The organism is Maritimibacter sp. 55A14 (genome assembly GCF_003122205.1).
Classification (GTDB): domain Bacteria; phylum Pseudomonadota; class Alphaproteobacteria; order Rhodobacterales; family Rhodobacteraceae; genus QEYE01.
Genome location: NZ_QEYE01000010.1, coordinates 68,686 through 89,171, shown reverse-complemented (window position 1 = coordinate 89,171; position 20,486 = coordinate 68,686). Strand labels below are relative to the sequence as shown.

The 20,486-nt window shown below is 67.8% G+C and carries 23 protein-coding genes; 8 read left to right on the top strand and 15 right to left on the bottom strand.

Annotation, left to right across the window (positions count from 1 at the left end; genetic code table 11):
- Nucleotides 1-56: 56 nt before the first annotated feature.
- Nucleotides 57-488, bottom strand: coding sequence for a large conductance mechanosensitive channel protein MscL (mscL, locus tag DDZ14_RS10335; RefSeq protein ID WP_109424964.1), 432 nt, complete (start codon nucleotides 486-488; stop codon nucleotides 57-59).
- A gap of 132 nt (nucleotides 489-620) precedes the next feature.
- Here mscL and DDZ14_RS10330 point away from each other — a divergent pair, with 132 nt between their 5' ends.
- Nucleotides 621-1,331: a glutathione S-transferase family protein gene (locus tag DDZ14_RS10330; RefSeq protein ID WP_109424888.1), complete on the top strand. Its 711-nt coding sequence runs from the start codon at nucleotides 621-623 to the stop codon at nucleotides 1,329-1,331.
- Here DDZ14_RS10330 and DDZ14_RS10325 read toward each other — a convergent pair whose 3' ends face one another.
- Entirely contained in the window at nucleotides 1,332-1,985 is a 654-nt protein-coding gene (locus DDZ14_RS10325) for a pyridoxamine 5'-phosphate oxidase family protein (protein WP_109424887.1), read from the bottom strand. It lies immediately after the preceding gene.
- A 57-nt stretch (nucleotides 1,986-2,042) separates the two neighbouring features.
- Between DDZ14_RS10325 and DDZ14_RS10320 the strand changes: the two genes are divergently transcribed.
- From DDZ14_RS10320 to DDZ14_RS10310, 3 genes are all read left to right on the top strand, one after another.
- The gene (locus DDZ14_RS10320; RefSeq protein WP_109424886.1) at nucleotides 2,043-3,503 is read left to right on the top strand and encodes a PLP-dependent aminotransferase family protein; all 1,461 of its coding nucleotides are present in this window, start codon (nucleotides 2,043-2,045) and stop codon (nucleotides 3,501-3,503) included.
- Nucleotides 3,504-3,589: 86 nt separating this feature from the next.
- On the top strand, nucleotides 3,590-4,399 hold the full coding sequence (locus DDZ14_RS10315; protein ID WP_109424885.1) for an alpha/beta fold hydrolase: 810 nt from the start codon (nucleotides 3,590-3,592) through the stop codon (nucleotides 4,397-4,399).
- The gene (locus tag DDZ14_RS10310) at nucleotides 4,396-5,331 is read left to right on the top strand and encodes a DMT family transporter (RefSeq protein WP_109424884.1); all 936 of its coding nucleotides are present in this window, start codon (nucleotides 4,396-4,398) and stop codon (nucleotides 5,329-5,331) included. The genes DDZ14_RS10315 and DDZ14_RS10310 overlap by 4 nt, the downstream gene beginning before the upstream one ends.
- Before the next feature lie 7 nt (nucleotides 5,332-5,338).
- Here the strand turns inward: DDZ14_RS10310 and DDZ14_RS10305 are convergent, their stop codons facing one another.
- Both DDZ14_RS10305 and DDZ14_RS10300 read right to left on the bottom strand, forming a co-directional pair.
- Nucleotides 5,339-6,946, bottom strand: a complete 1,608-nt coding sequence (locus DDZ14_RS10305) for a GMC family oxidoreductase (protein ID WP_109424883.1) — start codon at nucleotides 6,944-6,946, stop codon at nucleotides 5,339-5,341.
- Between the two features lie 47 nt (nucleotides 6,947-6,993).
- Entirely contained in the window at nucleotides 6,994-7,695 is a 702-nt protein-coding gene (locus tag DDZ14_RS10300) for a helix-turn-helix domain-containing protein (protein ID WP_109424882.1), read from the bottom strand.
- 126 nt (nucleotides 7,696-7,821) lie between these two features.
- Here DDZ14_RS10300 and DDZ14_RS10295 point away from each other — a divergent pair, with 126 nt between their 5' ends.
- Complete coding sequence (locus DDZ14_RS10295) at nucleotides 7,822-8,625, top strand: class I SAM-dependent methyltransferase (RefSeq protein WP_109424881.1); 804 nt, start codon at nucleotides 7,822-7,824, stop codon at nucleotides 8,623-8,625.
- Nucleotides 8,626-8,643: 18 nt separating this feature from the next.
- Here the strand turns inward: DDZ14_RS10295 and DDZ14_RS10290 are convergent, their stop codons facing one another.
- Together DDZ14_RS10290 and pheT are read right to left on the bottom strand one after the other, a co-directional pair.
- Nucleotides 8,644-9,093, bottom strand: a complete 450-nt coding sequence (locus tag DDZ14_RS10290) for a YtoQ family protein (protein WP_109424880.1) — start codon at nucleotides 9,091-9,093, stop codon at nucleotides 8,644-8,646.
- A gap of 26 nt (nucleotides 9,094-9,119) precedes the next feature.
- Complete coding sequence (gene pheT, locus DDZ14_RS10285) at nucleotides 9,120-11,540, bottom strand: phenylalanine--tRNA ligase subunit beta (RefSeq protein ID WP_109424879.1); 2,421 nt, start codon at nucleotides 11,538-11,540, stop codon at nucleotides 9,120-9,122.
- Nucleotides 11,541-11,857: 317 nt separating this feature from the next.
- On the opposite strand from pheT, the gene DDZ14_RS10280 reads away from it, so the two are divergent.
- Nucleotides 11,858-12,067 carry a hypothetical protein gene (locus tag DDZ14_RS10280; protein WP_109424878.1) on the top strand — a complete coding sequence of 70 codons (210 nt, stop codon included), beginning with the start codon at nucleotides 11,858-11,860 and terminating at the stop codon, nucleotides 12,065-12,067.
- Nucleotides 12,068-12,193: 126 nt separating this feature from the next.
- Here DDZ14_RS10280 and DDZ14_RS10275 read toward each other — a convergent pair whose 3' ends face one another.
- The 7 genes from DDZ14_RS10275 to pyk all read right to left on the bottom strand — a co-directional run bounded on the left by DDZ14_RS10275 (nucleotide 12,194) and on the right by pyk (nucleotide 17,269).
- Nucleotides 12,194-13,000 carry a PHB depolymerase family esterase gene (locus DDZ14_RS10275; RefSeq protein ID WP_233252543.1) on the bottom strand — a complete coding sequence of 269 codons (807 nt, stop codon included), beginning with the start codon at nucleotides 12,998-13,000 and terminating at the stop codon, nucleotides 12,194-12,196.
- 154 nt (nucleotides 13,001-13,154) lie between these two features.
- Entirely contained in the window at nucleotides 13,155-13,505 is a 351-nt protein-coding gene (locus DDZ14_RS10270) for a DUF2513 domain-containing protein (RefSeq protein WP_109424877.1), read from the bottom strand.
- Nucleotides 13,505-14,578, bottom strand: a complete 1,074-nt coding sequence (gene pheS, locus DDZ14_RS10265) for a phenylalanine--tRNA ligase subunit alpha (protein WP_109424876.1) — start codon at nucleotides 14,576-14,578, stop codon at nucleotides 13,505-13,507. Before pheS ends, DDZ14_RS10270 begins: the two co-directional genes overlap by 1 nt.
- Before the next feature lie 294 nt (nucleotides 14,579-14,872).
- Nucleotides 14,873-15,238 (bottom strand): 50S ribosomal protein L20, encoded by a 366-nt coding sequence (gene rplT, locus DDZ14_RS10255; RefSeq protein WP_109424874.1) that lies wholly within the window; start codon nucleotides 15,236-15,238, stop codon nucleotides 14,873-14,875.
- Nucleotides 15,239-15,250: 12 nt separating this feature from the next.
- Entirely contained in the window at nucleotides 15,251-15,451 is a 201-nt protein-coding gene (rpmI, locus tag DDZ14_RS10250; RefSeq protein ID WP_109424873.1) for a 50S ribosomal protein L35, read from the bottom strand.
- A gap of 119 nt (nucleotides 15,452-15,570) precedes the next feature.
- The gene (locus tag DDZ14_RS10245) at nucleotides 15,571-15,795 is read right to left on the bottom strand and encodes a hypothetical protein (protein ID WP_146193126.1); all 225 of its coding nucleotides are present in this window, start codon (nucleotides 15,793-15,795) and stop codon (nucleotides 15,571-15,573) included.
- Nucleotides 15,796-15,823: 28 nt separating this feature from the next.
- Entirely contained in the window at nucleotides 15,824-17,269 is a 1,446-nt protein-coding gene (gene pyk, locus DDZ14_RS10240; RefSeq protein WP_109424871.1) for a pyruvate kinase, read from the bottom strand.
- 141 nt (nucleotides 17,270-17,410) lie between these two features.
- On the opposite strand from pyk, the gene DDZ14_RS10235 reads away from it, so the two are divergent.
- Nucleotides 17,411-18,151 carry an N-formylglutamate amidohydrolase gene (locus DDZ14_RS10235; RefSeq protein WP_233252542.1) on the top strand — a complete coding sequence of 247 codons (741 nt, stop codon included), beginning with the start codon at nucleotides 17,411-17,413 and terminating at the stop codon, nucleotides 18,149-18,151.
- Between the two features lie 35 nt (nucleotides 18,152-18,186).
- Nucleotides 18,187-18,498: a DUF1244 domain-containing protein gene (locus DDZ14_RS10230; RefSeq protein ID WP_109424869.1), complete on the top strand. Its 312-nt coding sequence runs from the start codon at nucleotides 18,187-18,189 to the stop codon at nucleotides 18,496-18,498.
- Between the two features lie 138 nt (nucleotides 18,499-18,636).
- On the opposite strand, the gene DDZ14_RS10225 is transcribed toward DDZ14_RS10230, so the two are convergent.
- Together DDZ14_RS10225 and dgcA are read right to left on the bottom strand one after the other, a co-directional pair.
- Nucleotides 18,637-19,488, bottom strand: coding sequence for a D-amino-acid transaminase (locus tag DDZ14_RS10225; protein WP_109424962.1), 852 nt, complete (start codon nucleotides 19,486-19,488; stop codon nucleotides 18,637-18,639).
- Nucleotides 19,489-19,499: 11 nt separating this feature from the next.
- Entirely contained in the window at nucleotides 19,500-20,465 is a 966-nt protein-coding gene (gene dgcA, locus DDZ14_RS10220; RefSeq protein ID WP_109424868.1) for an N-acetyl-D-Glu racemase DgcA, read from the bottom strand.
- Nucleotides 20,466-20,486: the final 21 nt, after the last annotated feature.

Here is a 20,486-nt window from a genome sequence, read left to right as displayed (position 1 = left end):
TAACGATACGAGCCCGCCGGAAACGGCGGGCTCGTTTCACGTTGTGCGGGCGCCGGTCAGCCGCGGTTGGCCAGCGCGTCGCGGATCTCGGTCAGCAATTCGATCTCCGTCGACCCGGCAGGGGCTGCCTCGGCCGGGGCTTCCTCTTCCGCTTCGGCCGTGTCCTTCACGCGGTTGACCGTCTTGACCAGCATGAAGACCACGAAGGCGATGATCAGGAAATTGATGACCGCCATGATGAAGGCGCCATAAGCGAAGACGCCCGCACCGGCGTCCTGCGCCTCGGCCAGCGTCGCATATTCGCCACCGTCGAGCACCACGAAGAGGTTGGAGAAATCCAGCCCGCCCATGAAAAGCCCGATGATCGGATTGATCAGGTCACCGACGAGCGAGCTCACGATTGCGGTGAAAGCCGCGCCGATGATGATGCCAACGGCCATGTCCATGACATTGCCCTTGGCGATGAAGTCCTTGAATTCCTGAAGCATCGTTACCCGTTCCTTGTTTTCTTCTTCCACCGGCGCACAGGCGCTGTGCGAAATTACACCGGCCCGCGGCATTTGTTCACGCAAAATTACGATTAGGTAGCTTCCGAAAAGAAGGAGCACCCGATTAACGATATGTCCGATATCCCGACGAGCCTTTCCGAGTTTCCGATCACCCGGCGCTGGCCCGCCCGGCATCCTGATCGCATCCAGCTCTATTCCTTCCCGACGCCCAACGGCGTGAAGGTCTCCATCGCGCTGGAGGAGATGGGCGTTCCCTACGAGGCTCACAAGGTCACGCTGGCGGATGCCGATGTGAAAAGCCCCGAGTTCCTGTCGCTCAACCCCAACAACAAGATCCCGGCGATCATCGACCCTGACGGGCCGGGCGGGCGGCCGCTGGGCCTTTTCGAGAGTGGCGCGATCCTGCTCTACCTCGCGGACAAGACCGGCAAGCTCATCGGCCGGGACGCGCGCGACCGCCATCTCGTCACGCAATGGCTGATGTTCCAGATGGGCGGCGTCGGGCCGCTCTTCGGGCAGCTCGGCTTCTTCCACAAGTTCGCCGGGAGCGAGATCGAGGATCCCCGCCCGCGCGAGCGTTACGTGAACGAGGCCAGGCGCCTGCTGGCCGTGGTGGAGGGCGCGCTGGAGGGGCGCGACTGGATCGCGGGCGACTATTCCATCGCCGATATCGCGCTGGCGCCCTGGCTCAACGCGCTCGACTTCTACGGCGCGCGGGAGATCACCGGCTGGGCCGATCATCCGCGCACCGTGGACTATGTCGCGCGGTTCTATGACCGCCCGGCAGTGCAGCGCGGCAAGAACATCCCGCCGCGCGACTGATCAGCCGGGCCAGCGCCAGCCGCGCAGATGCGCGGGCAACTCCACCCCGTCGCGGTTGCGCGTGTCGCGGATGGGGTCGCCCGCCTGCATCGCCACCGGGATGACACCGGCCCAGATCGGCAGCTCGTAATCCTCCTCGTCGTCCTTGGGCGGGCCGCTGCGTACCTTGGCGCTGGTCTCGGCGATCTCGAGACCGAGGATTGTGGTCGACTTGATCTCCTGTTCGGTATTGGGCCGCAACATCCCGGTCCGCCCCGGAAAGAGCCCGTCGATGAAGGCGGTCAGCCGCGCCTCCTTCTCGGCTGGATCGGTCACCTTGAAGGCGGTGCCGAAGAGCATCACCGAACGCGAGTTGACCGAATGGTGGAAGCCCGAGCGCGCCAGCACGAATCCATCGAGGATCGACACGGTCAGGCAAACCTCGGCCCGGTCGCAGGCGCGCAGCGCGCGGCTGGCGGAGGAGCCGTGCCAATAGACGTGATCGCCCTCGCGCCAGTGCAGCGTCGGTGTCACATAGGGCGCGCCGTCGATCGTGTAGCCCACGGCGCATTGCGGCGTCGCATCTAGAATGGCGTCGATCGTGGCGCGGTCGTGATGGCCGCGCTCATGGGCGCGGCGCAGGCGTGTCCGGTCGGTTGGGGCAGCGGCGGTCATCTTGGGCTCCGGTCTTGATTGCAGGCGCAGGTCTAACCGGATATTGGTATCCTCTAAATGACCAATTCTGCGTTATCGCACAATACCAATCTTGATGCCGCCCTGCTGGGCATCACACTCGACCGCGGCGGCGGGCGGCCGCTCCACGCGCAGCTTGCGCAGGCGCTGCGCCGCCTGATCCTGTCCGGCCGCGCCGCATCGGGGGCGCGGCTGCCGGCCAGCCGGCGGCTGGCGGCGGAGTTGGGCGTGTCGCGGATCACGGCGCTGGCCGCGCTCGACCAGCTCGTGGCCGAGGGCTATCTGGAGACGCGGCGCGGCGCAGGCACTTTCGTTGCAGGCGATCTGCCCCATATCGCCACGCCCGAGCATCGCGCGGCGCAGGGGCCTGCGCCCGGCGCCCCCGCGCCTTTGCGTCCCTTCCATCCCGGCCTGCCGGATCTCGCGGGCTTTCCCCATGCCGCCTGGGCGCGGCACCTGGATCAGTCATGGCGCAACCCGGAACCCGCACTGCTGGCGGTGCCGGACCCGATGGGCTGGGCGCCGCTGCGCAACGCCATCGCCGCGCATCTGGACGCCTGGCGCGGGATCGCCTGCGCGGGCGGGCAGGTGATCGTCACCTCGGGCGCCGCCGAAGCCTTCGCTCTGATCGCGCAGTCCATGCGGGAGCCCGGCGCCGAGGTTCTGGTCGAGGAGCCCGGCTTCGCCCCGATGCGCCGCGCGCTGGCCGAGGCCGGACTCGCCTGCCGCCCTTGTCCGGTGGACTGCGACGGGTTCGACATCGCCGCCGCCGAGGCCGACCATCCCGATGCCCGCGCCGCGGTGGTCACGCCTTCGCGGCACTACCCTTACGGCATGACGCTGCCGCTGCCCCGCCGCCTGGCGCTTCTCGACTGGGCCGCGCGGCGCGACGCCTGGGTGGTCGAGGACGACTACGACAGCGAGTTCCGCTATCGCGGCGCACCGCTGCCCGCCCTGATGAGCCTCGATACCGGGGGCCGCACGCTCTATGTCGGGAGTTTCTCGAAGCTGCTCTCGCCGGCGCTGCGGCTGGGCTATCTCGTGGCCCCACCGCGCCTGCTGCCTGCCCTGCGCGCAGCACTGGACCGGCGCGGCGCGCAGGCGTCCCTGACCCCGCAGCCGGCGCTGGCGCGCTTCATGGCAAGCGGCGAATTCGCCGTCCATCTGCGCCGCATGCGCCGGGTCTATGCCCAGCGCCAGGACGCACTGCGCGCGGCGATCACGGCCGAGATTCCAGACCTACTGATCGCCCCGCCGGACCCGTCCGGAATGCACCTGGTGGCCGGACTGGGACCGGCGCTGGCCGGGCGGGTCCACGACCGCGAGATCGCGGCGGCCGCGCAGGAGGCCGGGCTGACACTTCGGGCGCTCTCGGCCTACGCCACCGGGCCCGGCGCGCGCCAGGGCCTCGTGCTGGGTTACGCCGCATTCGACGAAGCCGCGCTGCGGGATGCGGTGGCCCGGCTGGCCCGCGTCATCCGACGCCTGGCGGCGGCTTAGCGCAGCGGCCGCTTGCAGTCGCATTTTGGTCAAGATACCTTACCGGAGCTAATCCCCTGACACTTTTCAAGCAGGAGTCCGGTTCGATGCTTCTCTCATTCGACAGCGAGAACGCACTCTATTACCTCCACACGGCCCCGGCTGAGGAAGGCCGGCCCACATTCATCTTCGTCAACGCACTGACCGGCAGCACCGACGCTTGGGAGGCCGAGGTCGCCCCGGCGCTGCGCGCGCAGGGTTTCGGCACGCTGAGCTACAATTTCCGCGGCCAGGCGGAGAGCCAGTTCAGCGCCGGCACGGAACTGACCGAGGCGGTGATCGCCGACGATCTGTGCCGCCTGATTGCCGAGGTCGCGCCACCCCGGCCGATTCTCACAGGGCTCTCGATCGGCGGGCTCTATGCCGCGCGCGCGGTGCTGGCGGGCGCTCCGGCGCAGGGGCTCGTCCTGCTCAACACCCTGCGCGAGATCGGCCCGCGCATCGCCTGGGTCAACGACGCGATGCCGCTGCTGGTCGGGCATGGCGGCGTCGGGCTTTTCCTCGACGCGATCTTCCCTATGCTGGTCAATCCAGAGATGGCCGAAAAGGTGCGGCCGACTTTCCTCAAGGGCGACTATGCACCGCTCGACCCGGAGCACGGGCACATGAACTTGATGCGCAATGCCGGTGCAACGGACTGGGACCTGCCCTATGAGAAGCTGACGCTACCGGTGCAGGTCATCACCGGGCTTCAGGACCGGGTCTTCCTGGATCCCGACGCGGTGGACAGGCTCTACCGCCGGCTGCCCGACGCCCGCCGCGACGACTGGGAGGATGCGGGGCACCTTCTGCCCCAGGAAGTGCCCGCGAAACTGGCCGACGCGCTGGCGCGGTTCGGACGGGAGCTGTCCGCATGAACATACCCGAGCGATGGGCCTATCCCGCGGTGCTGATCGGCGTGACCGGCCACGCAAGCTCCGAGTTCTTCGCCAAGCTGAGCGGAGTGGCCGGGCCCGAAACATCGGTCTGGCGCTACCTGCTGGGCGGTTTCGGGCTGGTGGTCTGGGCGCTGCTGCACCGCGAGAGCCGCGACCTGATCTCGCCCCTGCGGGCCGAGGGGCTGCGCCTCGTCTGGCTTTCGGTTATGGGCGTGACCGTCACCTATCTCTTCTTCCACTGGGCGCTCGACTACGCCACGGTCATCCAGGTCGCCACCGTGACCACGACGATCCCGATCTTCGTGGGGTTGGCCAACTGGGTGGTGAACGGGGTGCATCCCGGCAGCGTGAAGATCGTGACCGGCATTCTGGCCGTCCTGGGCATCGCGGTGCTCTTGACCGACGGCGCGCTCTCGGCACTGGCGGGCGATGCGGGCACGGTGCGCGGCGTCCTGCTGGCCACGGGCTGCGCCGCACTTGGCTCCTTCTATGCGGTGCTCATCAAACCGGTCATGGGCCGGCATGGCGGGCTGCGCATCATCGCGATCACGATGATGATCGGCGGCATCGGGCTGTGGCTCCTGGTGGGCGCGGCCTGGGGCGACTGGGTCAACCCTGCCAGCATCGTCGAGAAACCGGCCATTGCGGCCTGGTCTCTGATCGTGCTGGCGCTCTGGAACACCACGATCACGCAGCTCATGTGGTTCGGCGGGCTCTCGGCGGCGCCCGACATCACGCGGGCCTCCTATCTCTTCTTCCTCAAGCCTGTGATCGCGGCGGGTCTGGCGGTGGTGGTGCTGGCCTCCTACCCGACACCCTTGCAGATCGTCGCGATCGTCCTGGTGACGAGTTGTGTTCTGGTCGAGCTTTACTGGCCGCGGCTGCGCGCGGTCTTCGCCGCGGGAGGCTGAGACCGGCTCAGCCCCGCGCGTCCTGCCGGATCAGGTCGGCGGCCTTCTCGGCGATCATGATTGTGGGCGCATCGGTGTTGCCGCCGACGATCCGCGGCATGACCGAGGCATCGGCCACCCGCAGCCCGGCCACGCCGTGCACCCGCAGGCGCGGGTCCACCACCGCATCCGGCCCGCGCCCCATCGCGCAGGTGCCGACCGGATGATAGATCGTGTCGGCGCGGGCGCGGATATCGGCCTCCAGCGCCGCGTCCGAACCATCATGCCCATGTCGCCGCCGCCCCCGCCAGGGCGCCAGCGCCGGGGCCTCCAGGATCCGCTCCATCTGCCGCGCGCCGCGCATCATCAGCGCCAGATCGCCCGGCGCACTCAGAAAGGCCGGGTCGATCAGGGGCGGGGTGCGGATATCCGGCCCGGCCAGCCCGACATGGCCGCGGCTCTCGGGCCGCAGCACGCACAGATGGCAGGAGAAGCCGTCGGCCAGGATGATCCGGCGCATATGCTCCTCGACGATACCGATCACGAAATGCAGTTGCAGGTCGGGGCGTGGGACATCCGGAGCCGAGCGGATAAAGGCCCCGGCCTCGGCATAGGGCGTGGCGAAGAGCCCGGTGCCCACGCGCCGCCATTCCAGCGCTGCGCGCGCCAGGCGCAGCAGGCCGCGCGGGTTGAGCCCGACCACGTCCCGCCGGGGCGAGGTCCAGGACAGGATGTAATCCAGGTGGTCCTGCAGGTTCCGCCCGACGCCGCGCAGGTCACGATGCACCACGATGCCGTTGCGCGCCAGTTCAGCGCCCGGCCCGATCCCCGACAGCATCAGAAGCTGCGGCGAATGGAAGGCGCCCGCGGCGACGATCACCTCGCGCCGCGCGGCGATGACACGGCGCCCGCCGCGGCCGGAGACGCGCACGCCCGTGGCGCGGCCATCCGCCATCTCGATGCGCTCGGCGCGCGTGCGGGTCAGCACCGTCAGGTTGGGCCGGCCCATCGCCGGGAAGAGATACGCCGCCGCAGCCGAGCAGCGTTCGCCGCGTCGCGGTCCCGGCCCGTATTGTGTCACCTGATGCAGCCCCGCGCCGGCCTGCACCGGACCGTTGAAATCCCCGTTGCGCGGGATTTGCAGGCTCTCGCAGGCGGCCACGAAAGCGTGGCTGATGGCGCGCGGCGCATTCTGGTCCACCACGCTGAGCGGCCCGTCCTGCCCGTGGAGCACGTCGCCGCCGCGCGCGTTGCCCTCGCTGCGCCTGAAATAGGGCAGCACCTCGTCCCAGCCCCAGCCCGGCGCATCCGCGGCCCAGCCGTCGTAATCCTCGGGCTGGCCGCGCACGTAGAGCATCGCATTGATCGCCGAGGACCCGCCCAGCCCGCGCCCTCGCGGCTGGTAGCCCCGCCGCCCGTTCAGCCCCGGCTGCGGCACGGTCCGCAGCGCCCAGTTGTTGATGCGCGGGCGGCCCGAGACCGTGGCCGCGACCAGCGCGGGGGCGCGCACGAAGATGCCGCGCCCGCCACCGCCCGGCTCGATCAGGCAAACGCGGCAGGCCGGATCCTCGCTGAGACGTGCGGCCAGGACGCAGCCCGCCGAGCCCGCGCCGCAAATGACGTAGTCGAATTCCATGGCCTCAGAGTATCCCGCCCGCAACGACTGCAAAGCGCGACGTAACGTCAGCCGGGCAGCGGCGCCCCCACGGCGGGCGCCACGGCGTTGAGCGGGCCAGGGTTGAGCCAGGCGCGAAGGCGGCGGCGCAACCGCGCGGCGCCAAGCGCCTCCAGCCGGTCCTCCTCCAACGCCCGTGAGAGCGGAACGTCGCCGCGGTAGACATGGATCAGATCGGCGAGCGCGCCGGAAAGCCACAGATCGACCTCGTAACCCGGATCGGTGACGCAGAGGTCAAGCCGCCCGGCCTCGTTGACGAACCAGAACAGCGCCTTGTGATCGGGCTGGTCGGTGACGCGCAGCAGCACCGTCACCCGGCCCGCCCCAAAGGCCGCGGCGTTCACGGAATGCTCCAGCCCCCAGATCAGGAGGCCCAGGTCGAGCTCCCCTTCGGCCAGGTCGCGACGGGTCCAGCGCCGCCCCCAGGCGCCCAGCGAAGCGACCAGCGGCATGAACTCGGCCCCGGCTTCGGTCAGATGATAGGTCCAGCTTCGCCCGGTCGCGGCGCGCCGGCGTTCAAGAATGCCTTCGGCCTCCAACTGCCGCAGCCGTTGGGACAGCAGCGTCGCCGACATCAGCGGCACGCCGCGATGGATATCCGTGAAGCGGTGCGCCCCGGCGCCGACATTGCGGATCACCAGCGCCGTCCAGCGCTCGCAGAAGAGCTCCGCCGCCTTGGCGATGGGACAGAACTGGCCGTAGCTTTTCATCGACGCATCCTCCCTCCCGCAATGATGCGGTCCCATGCGCGCCGAATATACTCCAGAATCTGCACTATCCCAAACCCCGGACCACCCCGATACTCCCCCGCACCAATTCCGGACGGGAGAAATTCGATGATCGAGTCGCACAACATTGACGCCGCCCGCGCCTGGGGTCATGCGGGCGCGAATTACGATTTTATCAGTTTCGGGCTGAATGACGGACTGAGCCACGCGGTTCAGTGCCTCTGGCCACTGCCGGGCGAGCACATCCTCGACGTGGCCACCGGCACCGGCCGCACCGCGCGGCTGGTGGCCGAGCAAGGCGCCGATGTCACCGGCATCGACATCGCCGAAGGGTTGCTGGAGCCCGCGCGCGCCATGTCCGCCCATCTGGCGCCACGGGTCGCGTTTCGACAGGCCGATGCCGAGGCCCTGCCCTTCGACGACGCGCAATTCGACGGCGCGATCTCCACCTATGGCGTGATGTTCGCGGGCAAGCCAGACCGTGCGGCGGCGGAGCTGGCGCGCGTGATCAAACCGGGTGGGCGCATGGTCCTGACCACCTGGTATGACGACCCGGAGGACTACATCCCGGCCTTCTTCGCGATGGTCGGCAAATACGCGGACGCGCCGCCGCCGGAGGTCTCGCCGATGGTCTGGGGCAATGCCGACTGGCTGACCCGTACCTTCGGTGCCGATTTCGACCTGGATCTGTCGGAACGGATCACCACGCTTTACGCGCCGGATGCCGATACGCTCTGGCAGAAATACCGCAAGGGGTTCGGCCCGATGGATCTCGCGGCATCAGAGCTGGACCCCGACCGGCTGGCGGCGTTCCAGCAGGATTTCCGCGATCTGCACGCCCCCTATGCCACCGGGCGCGGGCTGAAGATCGACCGCAAGGCCATGCTGGTGCAGGGCATCCGCAAGGGCTGAGACGTCCGCGCCGGACCGTCAGTCGGGCAGCGCGCCGCTCAGCACGTAGCGCAGGATATGGGCGACCTCTGCCGGGCTGCGGGCAACCGCATCGGCGGCGGCGTCCACTTCCTTGAGCGCGTGGTCATGCTCTGGCGGTTGCAACACGATGAGCGATTTGCCCAGCGCGGCGGCCTGGCCCGCGTCGAAGGCGGCGTTCCACTGCTTGTACTTGTCTCCGAAGCGCACCACCACGACATCGGCATCGGCAATCGCCTTGCGGGTGCGGATGCCGTTGACCAGCGCGCCCTTGCGGTCATGCCAGAACTTGTCGGGCTCCGCGCCCAGGATCGCCACCCCGCAATCGTCGCTGGCGGAATGATCCGTCACCGGCGCGCTGAATGCCAGGTCGAGCCCATCGGTCGCGGCGATGATCTCATCGCGCCAGTCGGTGTGGATCTCGCCTGCCAGATAAACCTTGAGTGTCATTGCTTCGTCTCCTTCCGCCACCGGTCTCAGCCGCGCAACACGCCGCCGGTGGCCTTGCCGACCTTGTCGATGATCTTTTTCGACACGGCCGCGATCTCTTCCTCGGTGAGGGTCTTCTCCCTGGGCTGGAGCCGCACCGTGATTGCGAGCGACTTCTTGCCCGCGCCCATCTGCGCCTCGGCCGGCGCGCCGGTGAACTCGTCGAAGACCCGCACGCCCTCGATCAGCGCCTTGTCGGCTCCCTGCGCGGCGTTGACCAGCGCCAGCGCCTCCACATCGGCGTCCAGCACGAAGGCAAAGTCGCGTTCCACGGCCTGCAGATCGCTGCTCTCCAGCGCCGGGCGGGTGGCGCCGGTGCTGCGCGGGAAGGGTACCTCCTCCAGCATCACGGTGAACCCCATCGCCGGGCCCTTGACGTCCATCGCCGCCAGCACTCTCGGATGCAGCTCGCCGAAGACGCCCAGCACCTTCTTCGGCCCAAGGCAGATCAGCCCGTGGCGGCCGGGATGCCACCAGTCGGGCCCGCCGCGCAGGGTCTGCGCGCGCGCCGGCGCGCCGATGGCGGCCAGCACCGCCTCCAGATCGGCCTTGGCGTCATAAACGTCCACCGCCCGGCGGGTGCCGTGCAGATCGCGCGGCCCGGTATGGCCGACCAGCAGGCCCGCGGCCAGCAGCCGCTGTTCCCCCGGCTCTCCACCATGCCAGGCCGAGCCAAGCTCGAAAAGCGCCAGGTCCGCGAAGCCGCGCGCCTGATTGCGCGCCGCCGCCTGCAAGAGGCCGGGCAGCAGATCGGGGCGCATATGGCTCATCTCGCTGGAGATCGGATTGTCCAGCGCGACCGCCGCGCCGCCGCCACCGAAGAGCGCCGCGGAGTCGCGGTCGATGAAACTGTAGGTGACGCATTCGTTATAGCCCAGCGCCGCGATGGTGCGCCGTGCCGCGGAGGCCCGTCGCTGCATCGGGGTCAGGACCGGACGGGCCACGCCGGGGCGCGGCCGGGCCATCGGGCGCCCTTCGAGCCGCGTGAGCGACGCGATGCGCGCAACCTCCTCCACCAGGTCGGCCCCGCCCTGCACGTCCGGGCGCCAGCTGGGCGGCGTCACGCGGTCGCCCTCCACCGTGAAACCCAGCGCGCGCAGCGTCTCCACCTGCGTCTCGGCGGGGATCGACATGCCCACCAGCGACTGAACGCGGTCGGTGTCCAGCCGGTAGCTGCGCGACGTGTCAGGCACAGCGCCCGCGACCACCACCTCCGACGGCTCGCCGCCGCAGAAATCGAGGATCATGCGCGTCGCGAGTTCCAGCCCCACCGGTGTGAAGGCCGGGTCCACCCCGCGCTCGAAACGGTAGCGCGCGTCGGAATTGATCTTCAGCGCACGGCCCGCATGGGCGATGGCGACGGGGTTCCAGTAAGCGCTCTCCAGAAACACGTTGACCGTGTCTTTCGTAGCGCCCGTGGCGAGTCCGCCGATGATCCCGGCGATGCTTTCCGTGCCGTTTTCGTCGGAAATCGCCATCATGCCCTCGGCCAGGGTATAGGTCTTGTCGTCGAGCGCGGTCAGCGTCTCGCCGCCGGTTGCGTAGTGCACCCGCAAATCGCCCGCGATCTTGTCGGCATCGAAGACATGCAGCGGCCGGTTGCGGTCATAGGTGAAGAAATTGGTGATATCGACCAGCGCCGAGATCGGCCGGAGCCCGATCGCCCTGAGCTGGCGTTGCAGCCAGTCCGGCGACGGGCCGTTGCGGACGCCGCGGATCACCCGCCCGCAGAAGAGCGGACAGTCTTCGGCCTGCACTTCCGGGTCGATGCGGACGCCCACCGGCGAGGGGAAGCTGCCCGGCACCGGGTCGGCCTCGCACGGGATCAGCCGGCCCAGCCCTCGGGCGGCCAGATCGCGCGCGATCCCCTCCACCCCCAGCGCGTCGGGGCGGTTGGGGGTGATGGCGATCTCGATTACCGGGTCGTTGAGGCCGCGATAGTCGATGAAGCGCGCGCCCAGCGGCGCGTCCTCGGGCAGGTCGATGATGCCTTCGTGATCGTCCGACAGCATCATCTCGCGTTCCGAGCACAGCATGCCGTTCGACTCCACACCGCGGATCACGCCGGGCTTCAGGTCGACGCCGGTGCCCGGCACATGGGTGCCGACCGGCGCGAAGACGCCCACCAGTCCGGTCCGCGCATTGGGCGCGCCGCAGACGACCTGCACCTCCTCGGTCGGGCCGTCAGGGCCTTCGGGCCAGGTCTCGACCCTGCAGAGCCGCAGCCGGTCCGCGTTGGGGTGCTGCACCGCCTCGATCACCCGCGCGATGCGGAACGCGCCCAGCGTGCGCGCGGGGTCGTCCACGCCTTCGACCTCCAGCCCCAGATCGGTCAGCGCATAGAGGATGTCGTCCAGGCTGGCCTCCGTCTCCAGATGCTGCCTGAGCCAAGATAGGGTAAATTTCATCGGGGGCGCCCCTGCCAGTTCCGCGTCTCGCGCCTGTCCTATCGCAAAGCCATGCGGTGGAAAAGACCCGTGCCGCGGGTCCGGCGCGCGCCGCCGCCAGGGGCGGCTTCATCAACACTGGGAAGCCCTCGCCACGATTGTATCGCGAAACCCGCGATCCAGCGGCCACGATTCGTCACAGGGCAAAATGACGCTACGTAATAGAACAAAGTTTTTTCCATGATTACAGTGATTTAACCTAATGCCACATTTCCGCCCCAATTTCGTTCGAAAAAGGTCCAGAGACTGGTGGGGGCCAAGTCTTTGAGAGATTGATCATGGTACGCGATCTTTTTGATACCATCGGATCCATCCTGAAGCCGCTGATGCTCGTCATTGGCGTATTCGTAGGCTTCGGGCTGGCTTCCGGCGATGCGACCGCGACGCGTGCATCCCAGATCCTCGGTGTGACCGGCGATCTGTTCAGCTGCAACTCGTCCGTCGGCCGTGTGGCATGTGCTGCGGCACCGACCAACTGGTTCAAGTAAGCTCCCGCCGGCCTGATCAGGTCACACCGGGGGCGCCGAAACACCACGACTTCCACTCGTGACGGGGCGGCGCAGGAAATACCTGCGCCGCCCTCGCGTTTCGCAGCGGGCACGGACGCGACGCCGTCACGGATAGGAAGGCGGCCGCCCCAGGAGCTCGTCGAGCTGGCGGGCGATCCAGCCGCGGGGGATGAAATGCCCGCGCGCATGCACGTCAAGCACCATCCGGCCGCCTGCGCAGCCCTCCCAGACGGTGCGGCGGAAGAAGTCATGCTCGGTGATCCGCCACGCGCCCTGCGCCTCGCCCGCGCCGCAGCCCATCTCCCGCCGCCAGAGCGCGACAGGCCGGGTTCTGTCGCCGCCTGGCCCGAACGGGAAATCCATCACCGTGTCGGAGGTGCCGTGGACATGGCGCACCTCGCGCGGGGCCTCCGGGCAGTCCTCGGTCTGGTCGAGCGTGCCCGAAACGGCCAGCAGCGCCGCGACCCCCGCGCCGCGCTGGCAGGCGAACCGCCAGGCCATCGCCGAACCGTAGGAATAACCCGAGACATAGATGCGGTCGCGGTCGATCGGATAGCGTTTCGCGGCATCCTCCAGCACCGCCGCCGCGAAGGTCACGTCTTCGGTCCCAGCGGTCCAGAAATTCCACGTCCGCCGCGCCCCGTTGGGCGCCAGCAGCAGCACGCCCCGCCGCCGCGTCGCACCGGATATCCGCGCGTGCTTGACGATCAGCGTGCCCTGCCGCTGCCAGCCGTGGAAATGCAGCAGGACCGGCAGCGGCGTGACGCCGTCCCAGTTATCGGGCTCCTTCACATGGTAGGACCGCTCGCCCAGCGGGCAGGGTATCTCGGCATGGCAACGCTCTGGCGGTACGCCATTCCCGGCGGCGGGACCTGCGCAGAGCAGGAGGGCGAGAAGAAAGGCAAGACGCATGGGGACGGGCCGCTCGGAGAAGGGGTTCGGGTGAAGCCTAGCCTCGCCCCGGCGGATGTCAGATCACAAGGCTGTCAGGGCGCGTCATTGCCCCGAGGGCAGTGCCCGACCGCGGGTGGACACACCAGCAATCTCAGTACGGAACGGTGAGACCTCATCCAAGAACCGCGCGAGATATCAAACTAACGGCAATTTCTTTGACAACATCAAGCGTCGCTGAACCGCCCGCTTTCACAATTCTTGATTTAGTTTTCTCCCAAATACCTTCGTCTCGGACCGCATCAAGAAAATCATGTCCTGCGTTGGTTATACGGAACAGACCAAGGCCCGCATCTTTTCCTTCAATGAGTCCTGCATCCCTCATTAGCAGAAGTTGATACGCGTCCTCTGCAGACAAATCGGACATCATATCTATGTAGCCGGAAACATAATCATCTTCATTGATGTCAATGGATTCGGCTTTAAACAATATGGCCCGAAGCCTCTCTAGGTCACGCTTCGGCATTACCCGCTCAGCCCCCCGGCCAACTCCGGCACCTGGAGCGCGCGGAAGCCGTAATGCCGCAGCCAGCGCAGGTCGGAATCGAAGAACGCCCGCAGGTCGGGAATGCCGTATTTCAGCATCGCGATCCGGTCGATGCCCATGCCGAAGGCGAAGCCCTGCCACTCCGCCGGGTCGATTCCGCCGGCCTCCAGCACCTTCGGGTGGACCATGCCGCTCCCGAGGATCTCCATCCAGTCGTCGCCCTCGCCGACCTTGAGCTGCCCGCCTTCCCAGGAACAGCGCAGGTCCACTTCGGCCGAGGGTTCGGTGAAGGGGAAATGCGAGGCACGGAAACGCAGCTCCACCTCGTCGACCTCGAAGAAGGCGCGGCAGAACTCCTCCAGCACCCATTTGAGGTTGGCCATCGAGATGTCGCGGCCGATGGCCAGCGCCTCGATCTGGTGGAACATCGGCGTGTGGGTCTGGTCGTAATCGGCACGATAGACGCGGCCCGGCGCGATGATCCGGCAGGGCGCGCCATATTCCTGCATGTGCCGGATCTGCACCGGCGAGGTATGGGTGCGCAGCACATGCGGCGGCCGGTCGTCGCCTTCCGCGCGAGCCATGTAGAACGTGTCCATCTCGCCGCGCGCGGGGTGATGCGCGGGGATGTTCAGCGCGTCGAAATTGTACCAGTCGCTTTCGATCTGCGGGCCCTCGGCGACGGCGAAGCCCAGATCGGCGAAGATCGCGGTGACCTCCTCCATCACCTGACTTACGGGGTGGATCGTGCCCTCGCGCCGCGGCCTTCCCGGCAGCGTCACGTCGAGCCACTCGCCCTTCAACCGCTCAGCAAGCGCGACATCGGCCAGCGCGGCTTTCCGGGCGGCCAAGGCGGAGTTGATCTCGTCCTTCAGCGCGTTCAGCTTCGGCCCCATGACCTGCCGTTCTTCCGGCGTCATGCGCCCCAGCTCGCGCATCTTCGCGCTGACCTCGCCCTTCTTGCCCACGGCCTGAACCCGCAGCGCCTCCAGCGTGGCCTCGTCCCCGGCATCGGCAATCGCGGCGAGGTACTTGTCTCTTAGATCGTCCATCTGTCCAAATCCATCCGGCCTTTGGGGCGGGTTACCCCGGCTCAGGCCTCAGCGCAAGTGAGAGGCATAGCCGGCGCTGAATTCGGCATACCCCTCTGCGAGAACCTTGTGCCATCCGGCCATGCGATCATGCAGTTCGGGCAGCTTGTGGAAAGGCACCTGCGGCAGGGCGGCAATGAAACCCCTGGATCCATGCGGCGCGCGTCCATGCCGTCGCACGAGGCGCGGCCAGAGAACGGGAAACGCCACCGGCCGGGGCCGATGGCGTCTTCACATGTCCCTCATGTGACGGGTTTACTCGGCCAGCGCGCTCTTCGCCTGGGCGACGATCGCGCCGAAGGCTTCGGGCTCATGCACGGCGAGATCGGCGAGCACCTTGCGGTCCACCTCGATCCCGGCGCTGTTGAGACCGTTGATGAAGCGCGAATAGCTCAGCGCCTCGTCATGGCTGCGCACCGCGGCGTTGATCCGCTGGATCCACAGCGCGCGGAAGTTGCGCTTGCGGTTCTTGCGGTCGCGGGTCGCGTATTGATTGGCCTTGTCGACCGCCTGCGTCGCGGTCTTGAACGCGTTGCTGCGGCGGCCGTAATAGCCCTTGGCGGCCTTGACGACCTTCTTGTGGCGGGCGTGTGTGGTGGTTCCACCTTTGACTCGTGACATATCCGGTTCTCCTCAGCGCGCGTAGGGCATGTAGCTTTTGACGATCTTCTCGTCCGCCTCGCACAGCACCGAGGTGCCGCGCGCGGTGCGGATGAATTTGTTCGTCCGTTTGATCATGCCGTGGCGTTTGCCGGCCTGTCCGGCCTTGACGCGGCCGCTGGCCGTCACCTTGAAGCGCTTCTTGGCGCCGGATTTGGTCTTCATCTTGGGCATTTCCGTCTCCTTGCGGTCACGTGTTGCGGCACGACTCGGCAGCCCTTCCGGCCGGACGCGCCCCTGAGAGGCCGTCTTCTAGGGCCATGCCCGTCGCATTGCAAGTCTCAATCGCGGCCTCAGTTCAGGATCGATCCCGCCACTTTCACGAAAGCCTCCGGCACGTCGCTTGCGCCGAAAGGACCGGGCCAGGTGAAGATCGCGACCGCGACCGTGCCCAGCCCTATGACGAGCACGATCGCCGCCGCACGCGGGCTGCGCCGATCGGACCAGGCCGCAACGATGGCAGGCAGTGAAAAGGCGGCCAGAACGATACCGACTACCAAAAGAAATTCAGGAGACATTCGCTGAACCCTCCGACAATGCCGGATTCTATTCAGGATCGCCGCTGAAAATCAAACGCTCATCACAGGGCGCAACCCTGAGGATATTGGTCGAGCCCGGCACGTTGAAGGGAATGCCCGCGGTCACCACGATCTGGTCCGTCGCCTCGGCGAACTCGTGCGTGCGCGCGGCGCGCGCGGCGCTGACTACGGCCATCTTGAAGCGCTCCACCTCGCCGGTCAGCACGCAGTAGATGCCCCACGCCAGGCTCAGCCGCCGGGCGGTTCCGATCAGCGGCGTCAGCGCGATGATCGGCACTTGCGGACGTTCGCGCGCCACCAGCGCGGCGGTGGTGCCGGAATGGGTAAAACAGCAGATCGCCTTGATCTCGGTCGCCTCGGCGATCTCGCGTGCCGCCGACACGATCGCATCCGCGACGCTGGCCCGATCAACCCGGCGGGACGCTTCGACCACCTCGCGATAGGTCGGATCGCGCTCCACCGAGACGGCGACATTGTGCATCGTCTCGACCGCCTCGACCGGGTAGCTGCCGGCGGCGGATTCGGCCGAGAGCATCACCGCATCCGCACCCTCGTAGATCGCGGTCGCCACGTCCGAGACCTCGGCGCGGGTCGGCATCGGGCTGTCGATCATGCTCTCCAGCATCTGGGTCGCCACGATCACCGGCTTGGCGGCGGCGCGCGCCCCGCGCACCAGGCGTTTCTGGATCGGCGGCACGTCCTGCACGGGCATCTCCACCCCCAGATCGCCGCGCGCCACCATGATCCCGTCCGAGGCCGCGAGGATCGAGTCGTAGGCCGTGACGGCGGCAGGCTTCTCGACCTTGGTCAGGATCGCCGCCCGCCCGGCGGCCAGGGCGCGGCCCTCCTCCACATCCTCGGCGCGTTGCACGAAGCTCAGCGCCAGCCAGTCCACGCCGAGATTGCAGACGAACTCCAGATCTTCGCGGTCCTTCGCGCTCAGCGCGGCGAGCGGCAGGACGACATCGGGCACGTTGACGCCCTTGCGGTCGGAAATCGTGCCGCCTGCGACCACCGTACAGTCGGCGAAATCCGCGCCGCAGCGGTCCACCGTCAGCCGGATCTTGCCGTCATTGACCAGAAGCGCGACGCCCGGCTCCAGCGCCTGGAAAATCTCGGGATGCGGCAGGCACACGCGCTGCGCATCTCCCTCCGCGGGGTCGAGATCGACGCGGAAGGTCTGGCCGTCTTCCAGGTCCTCCTCGCCGCGTGCGAAGGTGCCGACGCGCAGTTTGGGGCCTTGCAGATCGGCCAGGATGCAGATCGGGCGCTCCATCTCGCGCTCCACCTCGCGGATGATCGCGTGGCGCGCGCGGGTCTCTTCGTGGGTGCCGTGGCTCATGTTCAGGCGGAACACGTCCGCGCCCGCCTCGAAAAGCGCACGGATGGTTTCATAGTCGGACGAGGCCGGACCCAGCGTGGCCACGATCTTTACATTGCGCAGACGTTTCATTGCTGCCTTACTCCCGGTGCAAAGGATATCATTGGTGGCCAACCGGCTGCATGTATGGCGCAAGCATGTGAGCCTGACAACTGGCGCTTTGGCCGCATTACGCCTAAAAGGGGCCCAGCCACACGCGCAGCGGATACGATAGTGAACTTTCAGCCATACGAGATCGTCGGGGCCGACCGGCCCTCCCATTACCTCTTTGTCTGCGACCATGCGGCCAACACCGTGCCGCCCTTCGTCAATGGCGGCGATCTGGGCCTCAGCCCGGAGGACATGGCCCGCCATATCGCCTGGGACGTGGGTGCGGCGGGCGTAACGCGGCGGCTGGCCGAACGGCTCGACGCGCCGGCGATCCTGTCCAACTTCTCGCGCCTGGTGATCGACCCGAACCGGGGCGAAGACGACCCGACGCTGGTGATGAAGCTCTATGACGGATCGGTGATCCCGGCCAACCGCCACGCCGACGCGGCCGAGGTCGAACGCCGGCTCGATCTGTGCTACCGGCCCTATCACGCGGCGCTGGAGCGACTGATCCTTGCCCGCGAGGCCCCGGTCATCATCTCGATCCACAGCTTCACGCCGCGGCTGATCGGGCGCCCGCCGCGGCCCTGGCATGTCGGCGTGCTCTATTCCCATGACGCGCAATTGGCGCGGCCGCTCATCGCGCGGCTTCGTCGCGAGCCAGATCTCTGCGTGGGCGACAACGAGCCCTATTCGGGGCACCTGACCGGCGACACGATGGACCGCCACGGGGTGCAGCCGAACCGCTGCCATGCGCTGATTGAACTGCGCAACGACCTGATCGCGGATACCGCCGCGCAACATGCCTGGGCCGACCGGCTGGCGCCGATCCTCGATGACGCCCTGGCCGCGGCCGCGCTATAACCCCATATCGGGGACACCACTCAAGGAGGAGCCAAATGGACCGTCAGACCGAACTGGAGCTTGAAGCCGCCGCCTTCCGCCGCCTGCGCGACCATCTGCGCGAACGCACGGATGTGCAGAATATCGACATGATGAATCTGGCGGGGTTCTGCCGCAACTGCCTGAGCCGCTGGTATCAGGAAGCCGCGCAGGAAAAGGGGCTCGGGATCGGCAAGGACGAGGCGCGGGAAATCGTCTATGGCATGCCCTACGCGGATTGGCGCGACAAGTACCAGACCGAGGCCAGTGACGCGCAGAAGGACCGGTTCGATACCGCCTTCCGCGAGAATGTGGGAAAGCCGGGCTGAAAGCGTACCGCTCGGGGACGGCGCCGGGGCATGCGGCCTGCCCTGGATCTGAATATTGTGGCCTTGAGCGATTATGTGTGACGCCCCCGCGCAGGAACAAGGCCGCAGGCCGCCGCGCGATCGCCCTCAACCGGCCGCTCAGATCGCCGCGCGGCGCATCTCCTCGATATAGATCTCGCGCAGGCGCCGGGCCACGGGGCCGGGTGTGCCGGCGCCCACAGGCGCGTCGTCGATCCGCACAACCGGCGTGACGAAGGTGGAAGCGGAGGTGACGAAAGCCTCGTCCGCCGCCTGCGCCTCGTCGAGCGTGAAGGCGCGCTCCTCCACTTCCATCTGGGCCTCTCGCGCGAAACGCAGCACGGCGGCGCGGGTGATCCCGTGCAGGATCTCGTTGGACAGGTGGCGCGTGACGATCCGGCCGTCCTTGACGATATGCGCGTTGTTGGAAGTGCCCTCGGTCACCAGACCGTCCTCGATCATCCAGGCGTCGTCGGCGCCCGCCGCCTTGGCCATCATCTTGCCCATCGACGGGTAGAGAAGCTGCACCGTCTTGATGTCACGCCGTCCCCAGCGTTCGTCGGGGATGGAGATGACCGAGATGCCGCGTTCCGCCGCCGCCGTGTCGACCAGCGTCTTGTGCTGGGTGAAGAGCACCACCGTCGGGCGCGCAACCTCCGGATAGGCGAAATCGCGATCGGCCGCGCCGCGGGTGATCTGGAGGTAGACCAGCCCTTCGCTAACGTCGTTGCGGGTCACCAGTTCGCGGTGGATCTCCAGCAACTCCGCCTCGCTCAGCGGATTGTCCATCTCCAGTTCGCCGAGCGACCGTGCCAGCCGCTTCGCGTGGCCCGCGAAGTCGATCAGCTTGCCGTCCACCACGCTTGTCACCTCGTAGACGCCGTCGGCCATCAGGAAGCCGCGGTCGAAGACAGACACCTTCGCCTCGTGCTCCGGCACATAGGCCCCGTTCACATAAACCGTCCGGCTCATCTTCTGGTCTCCTATCCCCACAGGTCGCGGTCCGGCGCATGCACGCCCGCCGCGTCGAAATGCAGCGCGGCGTCCCGGTCTTGGGCCAGAAGCAGCGGGCCGTCAAGATCGGTGAAATCCGCGCCCTGCGCCAGCAGGACGGCCGGAGCCATCGCCAGCGAGCTGCCCACCATGCAGCCCACCATCACGCTGTAGCCTTCGGCGCGCGCCGCTTCGCGCAGCGCCAGCGCCTCGGTCAGCCCGCCGGTCTTGTCGAGCTTGATGTTCACCATGTCGTACTTGCCGCGCAGCCCCGGCAGCGAGGCCCGGTCGTGGCAGCTTTCGTCGGCGCAGACGGGCAGCGGGCGGGCGATCTCGGCCAGCATGTCGTCGTTGCCCGCGGGCAAGGGCTGCTCGACCATCTGCACGCCGAGGCGCAGAAGGTGCGGCGCGAGTTCGGTATAGACCCCGGCGGTCCAGCCCTCGTTGGCATCGACGATGATCCGCGCCTCCGGCGCGCCGGCGCGCACGGCCTCCAGCCGCGGCATGTCGTCGGGCGTGCCCAGCTTGATCTTCAGAAGCGGCCGGTGCGCGTTGCGCGCCGCGGCGGCGCGCATCATTTCGGGCGTGTCGAGCGACAGCGTGAAGGCCGTCACCTCGGGTTGCGGCGCGGGCAGGCCCAGAAGCTCCCACACCCGCGCGCCGCGGCGCTTGGCCTCCCAGTCCCAGAGCGCGCAATCCACGGCATTGCGCGCCGCGCCCGCCGGCAGCATATCCTGCAACGCGATGCGGTCGAGCGGCAGAAGCAGCCCCTCGATCTGCGCGGTGACGCTTTCCAGCGTCTCGCCATAGCGGGCATAGGGCACGCATTCGCCCCAACCAGCCGCGCCGGCTTCGGTTATGCGCACGGTCAGCACCTGCGCCTCGGTCCGCGAGCCGCGGGAGATCGTGAAGACCTCCGCCAGCGGGAAGGTGTCGCGCGTCACTGTCAGTTGCATGATGCCTCCGTCCGGTGGGCC